This is a genomic window from Actinomyces sp. oral taxon 169, assembly GCF_013394715.1.
Lineage (GTDB): Bacteria > Actinomycetota > Actinomycetes > Actinomycetales > Actinomycetaceae > Actinomyces.
The window spans coordinates 2,620,128-2,636,453 of record NZ_CP058259.1 but is presented as its reverse complement, the minus strand read 5'-3'; the positions used below and the strand labels follow the sequence as shown (position 1 = coordinate 2,636,453).

14 protein-coding genes are annotated in these 16,326 nt (G+C 71.7%); 10 read left to right on the top strand and 4 right to left on the bottom strand.

What is annotated here, in order from left to right:
* Positions 1-9: 9 nt before the first annotated feature.
* The 7 genes from mfd (at position 10) to HW274_RS11080 (ending at position 9,625) form a co-directional block, all read left to right on the top strand.
* Positions 10-3,765 (top strand): transcription-repair coupling factor, encoded by a 3,756-nt coding sequence (gene mfd, locus HW274_RS11110; protein WP_185988816.1) that lies wholly within the window; start codon positions 10-12, stop codon positions 3,763-3,765.
* Positions 3,766-3,880: 115 nt separating this feature from the next.
* Positions 3,881-4,750 (top strand): hypothetical protein, encoded by an 870-nt coding sequence (locus tag HW274_RS11105; RefSeq protein WP_260679074.1) that lies wholly within the window; start codon positions 3,881-3,883, stop codon positions 4,748-4,750.
* A 210-nt stretch (positions 4,751-4,960) separates the two neighbouring features.
* Positions 4,961-6,247, top strand: a complete 1,287-nt coding sequence (gene eno / locus HW274_RS11100; protein WP_009407666.1) for a phosphopyruvate hydratase — start codon at positions 4,961-4,963, stop codon at positions 6,245-6,247.
* A 232-nt stretch (positions 6,248-6,479) separates the two neighbouring features.
* Entirely contained in the window at positions 6,480-7,172 is a 693-nt protein-coding gene (locus HW274_RS11095) for a septum formation initiator family protein (protein WP_185988815.1), read from the top strand.
* A complete protein-coding gene (locus HW274_RS11090; protein ID WP_185988814.1) occupies positions 7,169-7,684 on the top strand; it encodes a DUF501 domain-containing protein in 516 nt (171 codons plus the stop codon). The genes HW274_RS11095 and HW274_RS11090 overlap by 4 nt, the downstream gene beginning before the upstream one ends.
* 55 nt (positions 7,685-7,739) lie before the next feature.
* Positions 7,740-8,759 carry an exopolyphosphatase gene (locus HW274_RS11085; protein ID WP_185988813.1) on the top strand — a complete coding sequence of 340 codons (1,020 nt, stop codon included), beginning with the start codon at positions 7,740-7,742 and terminating at the stop codon, positions 8,757-8,759.
* Entirely contained in the window at positions 8,756-9,625 is an 870-nt protein-coding gene (locus tag HW274_RS11080) for a type I 3-dehydroquinate dehydratase (protein WP_185988812.1), read from the top strand. The genes HW274_RS11085 and HW274_RS11080 overlap by 4 nt, the downstream gene beginning before the upstream one ends.
* 101 nt (positions 9,626-9,726) lie before the next feature.
* On the opposite strand, the gene HW274_RS11075 is transcribed toward HW274_RS11080, so the two are convergent.
* Complete coding sequence (locus HW274_RS11075; protein WP_185988811.1) at positions 9,727-10,224, bottom strand: NTP pyrophosphohydrolase; 498 nt, start codon at positions 10,222-10,224, stop codon at positions 9,727-9,729.
* A 260-nt stretch (positions 10,225-10,484) separates the two neighbouring features.
* Between HW274_RS11075 and HW274_RS11070 the strand changes: the two genes are divergently transcribed.
* The 3 genes from HW274_RS11070 to pth all read left to right on the top strand — a co-directional run bounded on the left by HW274_RS11070 (position 10,485) and on the right by pth (position 12,703).
* Complete coding sequence (locus HW274_RS11070; protein ID WP_185988810.1) at positions 10,485-11,072, top strand: hypothetical protein; 588 nt, start codon at positions 10,485-10,487, stop codon at positions 11,070-11,072.
* 326 nt (positions 11,073-11,398) lie between these two features.
* Entirely contained in the window at positions 11,399-12,010 is a 612-nt protein-coding gene (locus HW274_RS11065; protein ID WP_075404923.1) for a 50S ribosomal protein L25/general stress protein Ctc, read from the top strand.
* A 90-nt stretch (positions 12,011-12,100) separates the two neighbouring features.
* Positions 12,101-12,703 carry an aminoacyl-tRNA hydrolase gene (gene pth, locus HW274_RS11060; protein WP_185988809.1) on the top strand — a complete coding sequence of 201 codons (603 nt, stop codon included), beginning with the start codon at positions 12,101-12,103 and terminating at the stop codon, positions 12,701-12,703.
* A gap of 11 nt (positions 12,704-12,714) precedes the next feature.
* On the opposite strand, the gene HW274_RS11055 is transcribed toward pth, so the two are convergent.
* Genes HW274_RS11055 through HW274_RS11045 form a run of 3 tightly spaced genes read right to left on the bottom strand, consistent with a single transcriptional unit; the run spans position 12,715 to position 16,270 of the window.
* Positions 12,715-13,452 carry a response regulator transcription factor gene (locus HW274_RS11055; RefSeq protein WP_185988808.1) on the bottom strand — a complete coding sequence of 246 codons (738 nt, stop codon included), beginning with the start codon at positions 13,450-13,452 and terminating at the stop codon, positions 12,715-12,717.
* Positions 13,434-15,329 carry a histidine kinase gene (locus HW274_RS11050; RefSeq protein WP_396027376.1) on the bottom strand — a complete coding sequence of 632 codons (1,896 nt, stop codon included), beginning with the start codon at positions 15,327-15,329 and terminating at the stop codon, positions 13,434-13,436. Before HW274_RS11050 ends, HW274_RS11055 begins: the two co-directional genes overlap by 19 nt.
* Before the next feature lie 38 nt (positions 15,330-15,367).
* Positions 15,368-16,270 carry an ABC transporter permease subunit gene (locus HW274_RS11045; protein WP_185988807.1) on the bottom strand — a complete coding sequence of 301 codons (903 nt, stop codon included), beginning with the start codon at positions 16,268-16,270 and terminating at the stop codon, positions 15,368-15,370.
* Positions 16,271-16,326 lie beyond the last annotated feature (56 nt).

Below are 16,326 nucleotides of genomic sequence, written 5' to 3'. Positions count from 1 at the left end.
CTCGCGGTCGTGCTCCTGACTGCGCTCCTGCCTCCGCTGCTCGCCGACGCCGATATCGCCCGCACCGTTCGCGCCGCCTCCTCCCGCTCGCGTACCGACCGCAGCCTCGTGGTGGCGCCGGGCGCCCGACCCGCCGTCCTGGCAGCCATGGCCCTGGGCGAGGAGGGCGTCCAACGGGTCGCCGGCGGCGACGTACCGGCGGCCGGCTCCGCCGAGGCCTCCGGCACGCCCCTGCTGGTCGTCACCGCCACCGGCCGCGAGGCCGAGGAGACTGCCCTGGCGCTGCGCAGCTACCTGCCGGCGCAGGACGTCGCCGTCATGCCCGCCTGGGAGACCCTGCCTCACGAGCGCCTCTCGCCGCGCGCCGACACCGTCGCCCAGCGCCTGTCGGTCCTGCGCCGCCTGGCCCACCCTGAGGAGGGCGGGGCGATCCGCGTCCTCATCGTCCCCGTGCGCGCCCTGCTGGCCCCCGTCATCGCCGGCCTCGGTGAGCTCGAGCCCGTCCAGCTGGCCCCCGGTCTGACCGTCGGTCTGGAGGAGACGGCCCGCCGCCTGGAGGCCGCCGCCTACACGCGTGTCGACATGGTCGAGTCCCGCGGCGAGTACGCCGTGCGTGGTGGCATCCTCGACGTCTTCCCGCCCTCCGAGCCCCGGCCCGTGCGCGTGGACTTCTTTGGCGACGAGATCGACGAGGTCTCCTCCTTCGCCGTCGCCGACCAGCGCACCATCGAGACGCTGGGCGCTGTCACTGCCACCGCCTGCCGCGAGCTGGTCCTCACCGACGCGGTGCGCGAGCGCGCCGCCGCCCTGGCCGACGCCGTCCCCGGCGCCGCCGACATGCTGGAGAAGATCAGCCAGGGCATCGCCGTGGAGGGCATGGAGTCCCTCGCCCCGGTGCTGGTTGAGAAGATGGTCCCACTGCTGGACCTCGTCGGTGACCGGCTCACGGTGCTGCTGGAGCCCGAGCGGGTGCGCAAGCGCGCCGAGGACCTGACCGCCACCACCACCGAGTTCCTCGCCGCCGCCTGGACCTCGGCGGCCTCCGGCGGCACAGTCCCCGTCGACCTGTCCGCCGCCGCCTTCGCCCACCTGGCCGAGGCCCGGGCCCTGGCCCTGTCCTCCAACCGAGGCTGGTGGTCCTTCACCGCCCTGGCCGCAGGCCCCGAGACCACCCGCCTGGACCTCAGCGACCCCCACACCTACCGCGGCGAGCTCGAGCGGGCCGTGGCCGACTTGGGCCGGCTGGCCCGCCAGGGCTGGACCGTCGTCGTGGCCACCGACGGGCCCGGACCCGGCCGGCGCATGGCCCAGCTCCTGGGCGACGGCGACGTCCCCGCCCGCATCGTCGACCAGCTCTCCGAGGTCGGCGAGCTCGGCCGCGACAGCGACTGGGCCCCCGACCCGGCCGCCGTCGCCGACGAGAGCGACGCCGGTGGGTCGGCCGGCGCCCCGACGGCGGGCCCCGGCGACGGCGTCGTGCGCGTCACCCAGGCCAGCGCCGGCCACGGCTTCCTCGCCGAGGGCCTGCGCCTGGCCCTCATCGCCGAGTCCGACCTCACCGGGCGGGCCGGTGCCGGCCCCCGCGAGCGCCGCAGCCTGCCGGCCCGTCGCGCCCGCCGCTCCGTGGACCCCCTGTCCCTGCACGCCGGGGACCTCGTGGTCCACGCCCAGCACGGGGTGGGGCGCTTCATCGAGCTGAGCCGGCGCACCGTGGGCGGTCCCCGCTCCTCGGCCACCCGCGAGTACCTCGTCATCGAGTACGCGCCCTCCAAGCGCGGCCAGCCCGGCGACCGCCTCCTGGTGCCCACCGACGCCCTGGACCAGGTCACCAAGTACGTCGGCGGCGACAGCCCCGCCCTGAGCAAGATGGGCGGCGCCGACTGGGCCAAGACCAAGTCCAAGGCCCGCAAGGCCGTGCGCGAGATCGCCGGCGAGCTCGTGCGCCTCTACGCCGCCCGCGCCGCCACCACCGGCCACGCCTTCAGCCCCGACACCCCCTGGCAGACCGAGCTGGAGGAGGCCTTCCCCTACACCGAGACCCCCGACCAGCTCTCCACCATCGACGAGGTCAAGGCCGACATGGAGAAGGCCCAGCCGATGGATCGGCTCGTGTGCGGCGACGTCGGCTACGGCAAGACCGAGATCGCCGTGCGCGCCGCCTTCAAGGCCGTTCAGGACGGCAAGCAGGTCGCGGTCCTGGTGCCCACCACGCTGCTGGTGAGCCAGCACGCCGAGACCTTCACCGAGCGCTACGCCGGCTTCCCGGTGACCGTGGCGGCCCTGTCCCGCTTCCAGGACGCCGCCGAGTCCGCCAAGATCCTTGAGGGTCTGGAGAAGGGGAGCGTCGACGTCGTCGTCGGCACCCACCGCCTCATCACCGGCCAGGTGAAGTTCAAGGACCTGGGCCTGGTCATCATCGATGAGGAGCAGCGCTTCGGGGTGGAGCACAAGGAGACCCTCAAGGCGCTGCGCACCAACGTGGACGTCCTGTCCATGTCCGCTACCCCGATCCCGCGGACCCTGGAGATGGCGGTCACCGGCCTGCGCGAGATGTCCACCCTGGCGACCCCGCCCGAGGACCGCCACCCGATCCTGACCTACGTGGGCGCCTACGAGACCAAGCAGGTCTCCGCCGCGATCCGCCGTGAGCTGCTGCGTGAGGGGCAGGTGTTCTTCGTCCACAACCGGGTCGAGGACATTGACGCCACCGCCGCGCGCCTGGCCGAGCTGGTCCCCGAGGCGCGCGTGGCCACCGCCCACGGGCAGATGAACGAGCACCAGCTCGAGGCCGTCATCGACTCCTTCTGGCGCAAGGAGACCGACGTGCTCGTGTGCACCACGATTGTGGAGACCGGGCTGGACGTGTCCAACGCCAACACCCTCATCGTGGACCGCGCCGACCGCATGGGCCTGTCCCAGCTCCACCAGTTGCGCGGGCGCGTGGGGCGCGGCCGGGAGCGGGCCTACGCCTACTTCCTCTACCCCTCGGACAAGCCGCTGACCGAGACGGCCCTGGAGCGCCTGCGCACCATCGCCACCAACACCGACCTGGGGGCCGGGATGCAGGTGGCCATGAAGGACCTGGAGATTCGCGGCTCGGGCAACCTGCTCGGCGGCGAGCAGTCCGGGCACATCGCCGGGGTCGGCTTCGATTTGTACGTGCGCATGGTCTCCGAGGCCGTGGCCGCCTACAAGAAGGCCCTGGCCCGCTCCGGGAAGGCCGGCGCTGACGTGATCGGCTTCGAGGAGGGCGACGAGGAGGACGTCGAGCTGCGCATCGAGCTGCCCGTGGACGCCACCGTCCCCGAGGACTACATACCCCACGAGCGTCTGCGCCTGGAGGCCTACACCAAGTTCGCGGCGGCGCGCTCGGGAGAGCAGGTCGACGACGTCCTGGAGGAGTTGGCCGACCGCTACGGGCCGGTGCCGGAGGCGACCGCCCGCCTGGCGGCGCTGGCACGCCTGCGGGCCCTGGCCGCCGAGCTGGGGGTGCGCGAGATCGTCGCCCAGGGCAAGTCGGTGCGCTTCGCCCCGGTGGACCTGCCCGAGTCGGCGCGCATGAAGGTCACCCGCCTCTACCCGGGGACCGTGCTGAAGCCGGCCACGCGCACCATCGTGGTGCCCGCGCCGGGCACCAACCGCATGGGTGGGGCGGCCCTGTCCGGCGAGGAGGTCGTGCGGTGGGCCGAGGTGCTCCTGCGCGCCGTCGTCCAGGGCGACACCTCCTACGAGACCGAGGCCACCACCTACCGCAAACGCCGCTGACGGTGGGCGGCGGACCAGCTGCGTGCGTCGTCGCAGGCGGAACGGTAGGGTCGGGGGCAGAAATGTTGTGACACCATGTCGCCCTCCGGCGTCGTCCCCCTTCCAGGAGCAGACCGTGACCCGAAGCCTTGCCGCACGCACGCGCGTCCTTGCCGCCAGCGCTGCACTCCTCCTCGCCGTCGGGGCGCTCGCCGGCTGCTCCGACCACCCCGGGCAGGTGGCCGACATGCACTACACCGGCCTGGACGGGGCCCGCCACTCCGTGGTCGTCAGTGAGAAGGACGTCGACGTCGTGGTCAAGGAGCTCGACTCCGCACTCGGTTGGGAGAACCTGGAGCGTCAGGGCGTGAATCGCCCTCAGATCGCTGGTCTCCTCGTTGAGGCGCCCTACCTGACAGAGGTCGGCCAGGCCCACGGACTGACCGTCACCGATGCGCAGATCGTGGAGATGGTCAAGAAGCAGGTGGGCTTCGAGCCCCGCAAGCCGGAAACGCTCACCTACCTGCGGGCGACTGTGCTGTCCGGGCACTTCCAGCAGCTTTCTCAGCACCCGGAGCAGGCCGGGCAGCAGGGGAAGGTCGCGCTCGCCGATCTGGACAAGGTGCGCGGCACGTTGGACGGTGACATCTCCCCGCGCTACTCGAATAAGGCTCAGACCTGGTTGACCCAGACCGATCCCCGTCTGGAAGCCGGCAACAACCCCTTCGGAGGCGGCCTGCAGCAGGCACCCCAGCAACAGCAGCAGGACCCACAACAGCAAGCCCCGCAGCAGGGCGGCCAGCAACAGGCTCCCCAGCAGCAGGGTGGCGGCCAGCAGCAGGCCCCGCAGCAACAGCAGCAGCCTCAGCAACAGGTTCCTCAGCAGGGCGGTCAGCAGCCCGCCGACTCCGGCCAGACCGACGGGCAGGGCCAGACCGGTCAGGGTGACGGTGCTGCGGGCGAGGGCGGCCAGGGCGCCGAGCAGCCCGAGACCAGCGGCCAGTAGGGCCGTACAGAGCCCCCAGGACGACGGCGGAACCGAGGGACCGCCGTCGTCCAGTCTTTCTCGCCGGGCGTGAACACTGTGCAATCCTCAGGACCATGGCCCTCGTAGTGCGATGACGGGCCCGCTAGGCTGGTCTTGCATTCGGCAGTCGCGCGCGAGCGTGCCCGACGCCGACGACCGCATCACGATCCCCTCAGCAAGGAGCACCAAGTGGCCCTCATCGAGAATGTTCACGCCCGCGAGATCCTCGACTCCCGTGGCAACCCGACCCTCGAGGTCGAGATCCTCCTGGAGGACGGTGCTTCCGCTCGCGCCGCCGTCCCCTCGGGCGCCTCCACCGGTGCCTTCGAGGCCGTTGAGCTGCGCGACGGCGACAAGGGCCGCTACGGCGGCAAGGGCGTGGAGAAGGCCGTCGACAACGTCAACGACATCATCGCCCCCGAGATCATCGGCTTCGACGCCGCCGACCAGCGTGGCCTCGACCAGCTCATGATCGAGCTCGACGGCACCCCCAACAAGGGCAAGCTCGGCGCCAACGCCATCCTCGGCGTCTCCCTGGCCGCCGCCCAGGCCTCCGCCGAGTCCGCCGGCCTGGACCTGTTCCAGTACGTCGGCGGCCCCAACGCCCACGTCCTGCCCGTGCCCATGATGAACATCCTCAACGGCGGTTCCCACGCCGACTCCAACGTGGACATCCAGGAGTTCATGATCGCCCCCATCGGCGCCCCCACCTTCCGTGAGGCCCTGCGCATGGGTGCCGAGGTCTACCACGCCCTCAAGGCGGTCGTGAAGGACCGCGGCCTATCCACCGGCCTGGGCGACGAGGGCGGCTTCGCCCCCAACCTCGACTCCAACCGTGAGGCCCTCGAGCTCATCGTCGAGGCCATCGAGAAGGCCGGCTACAAGCCCGGCAAGGACGTGGCCCTGGCCATGGACGTCGCCTCCTCGGAGTTCTTCGACGAGAAGACCAAGACCTACCAGTTCGAGGGCGAGGCCCGCGACAACGCCTTCATGGTCGACTACTACGAGAAGCTCATCACCGACTTCCCGATCGTCTCCATCGAGGACCCGCTCTCCGAGGACGAGTGGGACGACTGGAAGGCCCTGACCGACAAGATCGGCGACAGGGTCCAGCTCGTCGGCGACGACTTCTTCGTCACCAACCCCGAGCGCCTCGCCAAGGGCATCAAGCTCGGCGCCGCCAACGCCCTGCTGGTCAAGGTCAACCAGATCGGCTCCCTGACCGAGACCCTCGAGGCCGTGGAGATGGCCCACCGCGCCGGCTACAAGTCCATGACCTCCCACCGCTCCGGTGAGACCGAGGACGTCACCATCGCCGACCTGGCCGTGGCCACCAACTCCGGCCAGATCAAGACCGGCGCCCCCGCCCGCGGCGAGCGCGTCAACAAGTACAACCAGCTCCTGCGCATCGAGGAGGCCCTCGGCGACGCCGCGGTCTACGCCGGCGCCGGCGCCTTCCCCCGCTTCCAGGCCTGAGCCTGACGGCGACCAGCCGACGTCGAGCCGCTGACTGACGCGGCGCCTCAGCCGCGACTCGACGACGACGCACCCCACCGCTTCGGGGCAGACGGGTTCTTCCGTCTGCCCCGAAGCGTCATCTATGGCAGTGCTGTATGCGCGCCCGGTACGGCGGGCCATGACCGAAGCGTGAGCAACGCGCCCGGTGGCGTGCGCTGTGTCCTGTGCCCTGGTGAGGCAGGATGCCGGTATGACTCCACGCCGCCCCTCCTCCAGCCAGTCCGGGACGCGCCGCGTCGCCGGCGGCGCCCGGCCCCGCCAGGTACCGGCCGAGCGGGCGGCCTCCGCGGCCGCGTCGGGCTCCGGCTCGTCCGGCTCCCGGCAGCGGGGCCTGCCGACGGCGGTGCCCGAGCGGACCCTGCCTCCCCGGGTCGTCATCCTGGCAGTCGTGTGCCTGCTGGCCTTCGTCGTCATCTTCACCTCCCTGCGCGCCTACCTGTCCCAGCAGGCCCAGTACGACGCCGTCGTCGACAGGATCAAGGAGGCCTCCGACACCTCCACCACCCTGGAGAACGAGCTGGCCCAGTGGAAGGACGACACCTACGTGCGCTCCCAGGTCCGTGAGCGCCTCGGCTACGTCATGCCCGGAGACACCAGCTACGTCGTCGTCGGTGCCGACTCCATGAAGGAGAGCGAGGCCAGCGGCGGGGCCACCCCGGGATCCCCGGATGCCCCCTGGTACGAGAAGCTCCGGGACTCCTCGCGGGCCGCCGGCCAGACCAACGGCACCGCGCCGGCAGGGACGAAGGGTGGGGCGGACAGCAAGACCCTCAACCCCGCCCAGAAGGAGCTGCCGACCGGGGAACCCAACCAGGCGCCGTCGGATCCGCCCAAGACCACGCCGAAACCGGCCGTCACCCCGCAGACGAAGGAGACCCCGTGAGCCCCACGCCCCAGACGCAGGAGCCGGTGTCGTCGGCCGACCTCGAGGCCCTGGCCGAGCAGCTGGGGCGGGTGCCGCGCGGAGTCGTCGCCATCGCAGCCCGCTGCGTGTGCGGGCGCCCCACCGTGGTGCGCACCGCCCCGCGCCTCGACGACGGCACCCCCTTCCCGACCAGCTACTACCTCACCCACCCGGCCGCCGTGAAGGGCTGCTCCACCCTGGAGGCCGAGCACCTCATGGAGACCTTCAACGCCGCGCTGGCCGACGACGCCGAGCTGGCCGCCGCCTACGCCGCCGCCCACACCGACTACCTGGCCCGTCGCGCCGAGCTCGGGCAAGTCCCCGAGATCGAGGGGATCTCCGCCGGCGGAATGCCCACGCGCGTCAAGTGCCTCCACGCCCTGCTCGGGCACACCCTGGCCGCCGGAGCCGGCGTCAACCCCATCGGTGACCGCACGCTGGAGGCCCTGCGCGAGCGCGGACTGTGGGATCCTGAGCGCTGCTCCTGCTGAGCGGCAGGGACGCCCTGCTCCTTCCCTTCCCGACCGAGCCCAGGAGGCCGCCACCATGACCCGCGTCGCCGCAATCGACTGCGGCACCAACACCATCCGCCTCCTCATCGCCGAGGCCGACCGCGACGACTCCGGGCGTCCCCGCCTGGAGGTGCTGCGCCGGCGTAACGAGATCGTGCGCCTGGGCCAGGACGTGGACCGCACCGGCCTGCTCGACCCCGAGGCCCTGGAGCGCACTCTGGCCGCCGTGGCCTCCTACGCCGCCGACTGCACCGAGCTGGGCGTCGCCCCCGGGGGCGACGTGCGGCGCTTCGTGGCCACCTCCGCCACCCGCGACGCCCGCAACCGCGAGGACTTCGTGGCCGGGGTCAGGAGCCTGCTGGGCATCGAGCCCGAGGTCGTCAGCGGCCAGGAGGAGGCCCGCCTGTCCTTCACCGGCTCGCTCCTGGGCGCCGGTGAAGACGAGGGCACGCCGGGGCCGGGGGAGTACGGGGCGTCGCCGCGGCTCGTCGTCGACCTCGGGGGCGGCTCCACCGAGCTGGTCCTGGGCGTGGATGAGCCCTGCGCCGCCATCAGCCTGGACACCGGCAGCGTGCGCATCACCGAGCGATTCCTGGCGGACGGCGTCACCCCCGAGGCCGCTGCCCGGGCCGAGGTACGCGGCCTGCTCGATGAAGCCGAGCGGGTCGTCGACCTGTCCGCCCCGGGGCGGCTGGTCGGCCTGGCCGGCACCATCACCACCGTCACCGCCCACGCCCTGAACCTTCAGGCCTTCGACCCGCAGGCCCTGAACGGTGCTCAGCTGAGCCCGCAGGCGGTCCTGGCCTCCTGCGAGGCGATCATCCACTCCACGCCTGAGCAGCGCGCCTCCTGGGGCTACCTGGCTCCCGGCCGCCGCGACGTCATCGCCGCCGGCGCCCTCGTGTGGAGCGAGGTCGTCACCCGCGTCGTGGAGCGGACCGCCGCCGCCGGGCGCCCGCTGGCGCGGGTCACCACCAGCCTCTACGACATCCTCGACGGCATCGCCCTGTCGCTCGTGCCCGAGCCGGGGCCAGTTGAAGGGGCTGGGGTGTGAGAGCGACGTCGCTGACCTGGGGTGGGCGCAGCATCCCCGGCCCCGGCGGCCTGCCCGCGGTGGCCGTCTCCCTGACCGGGCCGAGCCTCGCCCAGGCGCGGACCCAGGCCCGCAGCGCCGTCGACGCCGGTGCCGACGTCCTCGAGCTGCGCGTGGACTTACTCGAGGAGGCCTGTGCCCTGGCCGCCCCCGACCTACTGGATGCGGCCACGGCCGCCGCCCAGGTCCTGGAGTGCCTGTGGGGACTGGGGGAGGCCATCGACGCCACCGACGGCGCTGATGCCGGAGCTCCGGTGCTGCTCACCTGCCGCACCGCCGCCGAGGGGGGCCGGGCCCAGCTGGACGACACCGCCTACGGCGCCTTTCTGCGCTCCGTCCTCGACGGGCTCGCCGACTGGGCGCCCGAGCGCCGCCCGGCCGCCATCGACGTCGAGGTTCAGCGCGGATGCCTGCCTCAGGTCTGCGCGCAGGCCCACGCACTGGGCATCGACGTCGTCGCCTCCTTCCACGACTTCGAGGCCACCCCCGCCGATGAGGTCCTCGAGGAGGTCATGGCCCGCATGGCCCGCGAGGGCGCGGACCTGGCCAAGATCGCCGTGTGGCCCACCAGTGTCGATGATGTTGCCCGCCTCCTGGGCGTGTGCGCGCGGGCCACGGCGGGGGCGGGGGAGGGCACCGGCCTGGGGGTGCCCGTGGCCGCCATGTCCATGGGGGCGCTCGGGGCGGTCAGCCGTGTGGCGCCGGCCTTCGGGTCGGCGCTGACCTTCGCCGTCGTCCCCGACGAGCAGGGACAGGCCCGGGTATCCGCACCCGGCCAGCTCCCGATCCAGGACGTGCGCCGCTGCCTGGAGCTCCTGCGGGCCTGAACGATGGTCCGCACCCGCGAGTTCGTAGGGTAGGTCGCGCTGTCGAGGGGTAAGAGTACGATCCCGGCACCTACGGTACGAACGCGCGGAGCCGGCGATGGCTAGACATCGAGCCTGCGCAGGAGCTCTGCGGGTGGAAGGGCCCCGTCCTCGATGTAGGTGCGGAAGACGGGGGCTGCCTGCTCGCCGGTGAAGACCTCCTCAGGGTGCAGACGCAGCGAGAAGGGCTCGGGACCCCCGTTGTCCCAGGTGATCGTGGTCCACGCTCCGGGGTCGGCGACGGGCTCGCGGGCCACGGCGTAGTGCTCGTAGGAGTCGTCCTCATGAGTCACGCGGATCTCAACGCTCATGGCGGCCGCCGAGCCGCCGCACTGGATGAAGGTGGCCCACGCCGGGGAGGACTCCGGAACCTCGTCGATGTGCGTCATTCCGTCGGGCAGCGCCCACACCACGATGGCGAAGTGCCGCGCGCCGTCCAGGTAGGCGGGCGAGGTGAGCTTGCGGGCGACCTCATCGGCGACGAGCCGCGGGGTCTGGGGCTGCAGGAAGACGTCGATGGGACCGTTCCTGCCGACGATGTACTCGGCGAAGTACCTCATGATCTGCCTTCCGATAGTCGGGTGCTGGAGTGCTGCCAGCACTGTGAAGCGCTGGCGGGCTCGGGGCCGCTGTCCCGTGGATGATCTCAGTTCCTCACCCGTTGAGTGCCCACATGGCCCGGATATGGGGACAAGTGCCCGCCTCCGTATCGCCCTGAGCGCGGGACTCCGGCTACGCGCCGCGAGTAGTCTTCGCTGCACCCGCGGTGTCTTGCGACGGGCCTGGTCGCAGGCGGGAGCGGGAGCGAAGGAGGGCGGGCATGGCCGAGCACGGGCGGCGCGGCGTCGTCGGCATGGGGCTCGCCGGCGGGGCGGCACTGGCCATGGGTGGATGCGCCCCAGCGCAGGAGGACCAGTCGCGGCCGAGTGCGACGCCGACGTCGGATGGCCGTTTCGCGAGCTTCACCGAGTACGTCCCCGTGACGCTGGAGATCCGCACCGACCTGGGACGCCTCGACAGACGCATGCCGGGCGTCACCATCTCCTCAGCCCACTGGGTCATGCAGTACTGGCAGGAGAAACGCGAGATTCTGCCCCCGCAGGACCGCCCGATATGGATACACGGAGTGATGACCCTCGATCCCGCCAGCACCCGGGCCCTCGCTGAGGCATCGAGTGGGAAAGCCGATCCGCTCCCGGGGATCTACCCCGGCCTGCGCCAGTACGTCCCCGAGGGAAAGGTCTTCACCACGGTCCCGAAGGAGAAGGCCGATGCGATCCTCGACATCGAGCACATGATGCAGGATGACCCGAGTCGTTTCGAGTCGTCCTCCTTTGACACCGAGCAGGTCGCCATCTGCGCTGACGCCAACCTCCTGATCTTCACCGCGACGGAATGGCATACGTGACGCGGCTGAGCGGCCGCAGGCCTGCGGCCCGCGCGACCTAAGGATCGACCGCGCGAGCCGGGCCGGCCTTGCGGGGCTCGTTGCCTGCGCCTGGCCCGCCAGCCCGCCTGCCCCGCCAGGTGGGGCGCCTCACCGGCTGCGCAACTGTTCGCGCGCCCCGCCCATGCCGTAGTCTTGCCCACGTTGCCCCGGCGAGGGACGCGCCAGCATGGCGCGCATCCGTGATCGACGTGGTGGTACCTGGCGGTACTGCGCGTCGTCGCGCCCAGCCGGACCACCATCAGCCGCGGGGCACCGGGCCCCGCCTCATCCGCAAGGAGAGCCACATGGCCAACAACGCCATCACCCTCAAGGCCCAGGACCGCACCGAGTTCGGCAAGGGCTCGGCCCGCCAGGCCCGCCGCGCCGGCCAGGTCCCCGCCGTCGTCTACGGCCACGGCACCGAGCCCCGTCACCTCCTGCTCGAGGAGCACGCCACCCGCCTGGCCCTGCGCAGCAACGACAACGCCCTGGTCGAGCTGGACATCGCCGGCGGCGAGACCCTCCTGGCCCTGGCCAAGGACGTGCAGCGCCACCCCATCCGCCCCGGCGTGCAGCACGTCGACTTCCTCCTGGTGGACCGCAACGAGCGCGTCGACGTCGAGGTCCCGGTCACCGTCATCGGTGAGGCCGCCCCCGGCACCATCCACATGATCGAGGCCGCCACCGTCATGGTCTCCGCCCCGGCCGTCTCCGTGCCCGAGGCCATCGAGGTCGATGTCACCGGTGTCGCCGCCGGCACCGTCCTGACCCTTGCCGACATCGCCCTGCCCAAGGGCGTCGAGGCCGTCTCCGACGCCGAGACCGCCGTGGTCAACGTGGCCAACGAGCACGCCGTCGCCTCCGAGGTCCCCGAGGCCGCCCCCGCTGAGGGCGACGCCGAGGCCGAGGCCGAGTGAATCGCGCGTGACTGACATGTCCAGCCATGACGACGCGCCGGCAGGCGCCTCCCGCACCACCCGTGCCGGGCTCACCCCGGGGCGGGGCGCATGAGTGAGGCCTGGCTCGTCGTCGGGCTGGGGAACCCCGGGACCCGGTACGCCCGCAACCGCCACAACGTCGGCTACATGGTGCTCGACGTCCTGGCCGAGCGCACCGGGTCCCGGTTCTCCCAGCACAAGAAGGCTCGTGCCCGCGTGGCTGAGGGCAGGCTGGGCATGATGCCCGGCGGAGCCCCCGGCCCCCGCGTCATCCTGGCCGAGCCCTCGGTGCTCATGAACCTCTCCGGCGGCCCCGTGGCCGGGCTCGTCTCCTACTACGGGATCGACCCCGCCAGCCGCCTGCTCGTCATCCACGACGAGCTCGACCTGCCCGCCCACGAGCTGCGCCTCAAGCGCGGCGGCGGCGAAGGCGGTCACAACGGCCTGCGCTCCATCAGCAAGTCCGTCTCCACCAAGGACTACGCGCGCCTGCGCGTAGGCATCGGCCGCCCGCCGGGCCGCCAGGACCCCTCCGACTTCGTCCTGTCCGACTTCCCCGGCCGTGAGCGCGCCGACCTCGGCGTCACCCTGGAGCAGGCCGCCGACGCCGTTGAACAGGTCGTCACGGCTGGCTTCGACGACGCCCAGCAGCGCCTCCACGCCCCCCGCTGAGGGCCAGGCCCTCAGGCCATAAGGCCGGTCTCGTAGGCGACGACGACGGCCTGGACCCGGTCTCGCACGTCGAGCTTGGCGAGCACGTTGCCCACGTGGGTCTTGACGGTGGTGGCCGAGACGACCAGGTGCGCGGCGATCTCCGCGTTCGACATGCCCTGACTCATGAGCACGAGGATCTCCTTCTCGCGCGGGGTCAGTGAATCGATCCGCGGATCCGAGGAGGACTGGGCCGGCGCCTCCGAGCTCGGCAGCGAGCCGGCGAACATCTCCAGCATCCGCTGGGTGATGCGCGGCGAGACGACCGCCTCCCCGGAGGCCACGGTGCGGATCGCCTCGGCGAGCTCGGTGGGCCGGGTGTCCTTGAGCAGGAAGCCGGAGGCCCCGGCGCGCAGCCCGGCGAAGGCGTACTCGTCCAGGTCGAAGGTGGTCAGGATGAGCACGCGCGTGCCCGGGCATTCCTGGGCAATGCGCTCGGTGGCCTCGATGCCGTTCATACCCGGCATGCGCACGTCCATGAGGATGACGTCGGGATTCAGGGCTTTGGCCTGGGCCAGGGCGGAGGTGCCGTCGGAGGCCTCGCCGACGACGGTGATGTCCTCCTCGGCCTCCAGCACCATGCGGAAGCCCATGCGCATGAGCGCCTGGTCGTCGGCGAGCACGACGCTGACCGGGCCGCGGACCTCGCCGGGGCGCTCAGGCTCGTCGGGCTGGAGAGGATCACCGCTGCTCACAGGGGCGTCTGCCATGAGAAAGTCCCTTCGTCATGCTCGTCCCAGCGCAGGACCGCGCGGACTCGCCAACCCGTGGGCGTCGGGCCGGCCTGTACGGTCCCACCATAGACCGAAGCGCGTTCCCGCATGCCGATCAGCCCCTTTCCGGATCCGTGCATCGGGCGCGTGCCGGGGGCGGCCTCGTTGTCCACGGTGAGGACCACGGTGCCAATGTGCCGCTCGACGTCGACGCTGACGGCCGGTGTCGTCGGTGCGTAGCGCAGCACGTTGGTCAGGGCCTCCTGGGCGATGCGGAACACGGTGAGCTGGAGGGCCTTGTCCGCTGGGAGCGCCGCACCCACCCACCGGTAGGTGACCGGCACCCCCGCCGCCACGAAGCGTTTGACGAGCTCGGTGATGTCAGCCTGCTCGGGGGAGGGGGCCAGGGGCAGGTCTCCGCGGGAGCGGTCGCCCGCGCCGTCGGTGGCCTGCTGGCGCAGGTTGGCGATGGGGACGCTGGGCTCGACCGGTGTCACCGTCCCCAGGGGGGCGAACTCGGGCACCGGCAGGTCGCGGACCTCGTGCTGGCGGGCCGACGACGGCGATTCCCCCGAGGGTGCAGGCGGCTCCGGGGACTGCGGGGCCTGTTCTGCTGCCACCGAGGGGTCCTCCCGCAGGACCCCCACCAGGCGGCGAGTGTCGGCCAGGGCACTGCGTCCGGCCTCGGCCAGGGTCTCCATGGCCTGCTTGGCCGTGGCCGGATCGCGCTCCACGATGGCGGCGGCGCCGTCGGCCATCGTAATCATGACGGCCAGGGAGTGGGCGACGACGTCGTGCATCTCCCGGGCGATGCGACTGCGCTCCTCGGCGGCCGCCAGCAGCACCGCCTGCTCGCTGGCCAGGGCCATGCGGGCCGAGCGGAGCTCCATGGCCTTGAGCCGCAGCCGGGCGGAGCGGGCGTTGAAACCGACCAGGATGCTGACCAGGAGCAGGAGAAGGATAATGGCGGTGTTGCGCAGGATCTCCTCAAGTGTCAGGCCAGGATTTGTCAGGATGACGTCCAGCACGAGCACCACTAGGGAGACCGTCCCCGCGGTCCATGCAACAGCCGGCCGGCGGTGCGAGGTGACCGTTCCCAAGCCGATGGGGACTGATATCAGCCCCATGCCACTGACGCCGACGGCCGCGTACAGCAGCTGCTCCGCAGTGAGGTGGAAGACTCGCAGGACTGCGAACTGATAGATCTCCGGGATCAGGAGTATCGCAGTCCAGCTCCACACAGGGCAGCGTCTGCGAAACGACAGCGCGGTCCCCATCAGCGCGATCGCGATCAATGCCAGGGGCAGGATGGGGTAGGCCTTCACCGGGTTGCTCGGCCGCAGGAGAAGCGTGACGCCCATGATGAGGGTGTAGGCGACGATGCCGGCAGCGATGGAGATATCGGCGATCGTCGGATGGCGGTGGTACCACTGGCTGATCGTGCGCAGCGGGCCCCGGGGCTCGGGCTGGGGCTCCAGGTCGTCGTCCGCGGGCGTGTCGGTGGCTGAACGGCCGGGCTGAGGGACTGGCAGCTGGCTGGACATAGGGTTCAGTGTGTCATTCCAGGGGGTCGTGATCGACGTCGACTTGTGCGGCTGAGGGGCTCGGTCCCGACGACGGGGACTGTTCCTGTCGTTGTCGGAGGTGGGGAATGCCGGTTCGGTGGAGGGCGTCGCAGGCAGGGAACGGATGAGGCTGCGCAGGACCGTGGGGTCGGTCAGGGCCGCGGGCAGCCCGGCGCCCGCCCGGCTCTTCTCGACCGATGCGGCTGTACAGCCGGGGGCGTCGGCTGCCGAAGAGACAGGCGGGGCGCCGGGGTCCTCGTGGGGAGAGGAGGGACCGGAGGCCTGGTGAGAGGACGCGGGGGCTGACATGGGCTTCGCCTCCGGCTGACGGCGGGGGAGTCGCCCGCTCAGGCGTCACGCCGGGAGAAGACGAACCAGGCGGCGATGAGCGGGATGAGCGCCCAGGCGGCGAAGACCGCGATGGACTGGCCGTGGGTGAGGAACTGGGCTCCCTCAGCGCTCGACTGGGCGGCCTCCGGCAAGGGGTTGGACACAGCCGAGGAGACGGAGATCGGCAGGCATTCGATGATCTTGTTGACCCAGTTCCACTGACCGGCCGCGAGCTGAAGCGGCAGCAGGATGACGAACAGGAGGGAGACGACGACGGTGATGGCGCCGGCGGTGGAGCGCAGCAGGAAGCCGATGCCCAGGGTCATCAGCGCGATGCCGGCGAAGACCAGGCCTGAGCCCCAGATGTAGCCGGCGTAGTGCGCGTCGGTGAGGGAGCCGGCGTGCTCGCCGAGGAAGGGCTTGGAGATCGCCCAGGACAGGAAGACGGACAGGCTTCCCAGAAGGAAGGAGACGATGGCCAGGACCACGGCCTTGGCCAGGAGGAGATGCCCGCGCCTGGGGACGGCGGCCAGGGAGGAGCGGATCTGACCGGAGGCGTACTCCCCGGTGATGACGAGGGCTCCCAGGACCGAGACGACGATCTGCCCGAATGCCAGACCGGTGGTGATGAGGTCCTTGGCCGACTCCTGGCCCTCCGGCCGCTGCCCGGACGCGATGGCGATACCGGCGCCGAACAGGACGGTCAGGGCGATGGCGATGAAGGAGGTGATCCAGGTCGAGCGCAGGGACCAGAGCTTGATCCACTCGGCGCGCACGGAGCGCAGGAGGGTCTGGCGGCCCTGAATGTGTGGGCCGGCTGGGCGCGGGGCTGGGCCTGCGGGGGCGGTCCCGACGGCGGTGCGCGTCGGGGCGGGGTGTGCAGGGGCGGCGGAGGCGTGTGCGGGGCTGTGAGTACTCATGGCTGGCCTTCTGGAGTGAGACGGATGGAGCTTCTGATGGCGGGCTTGGCGCGCTG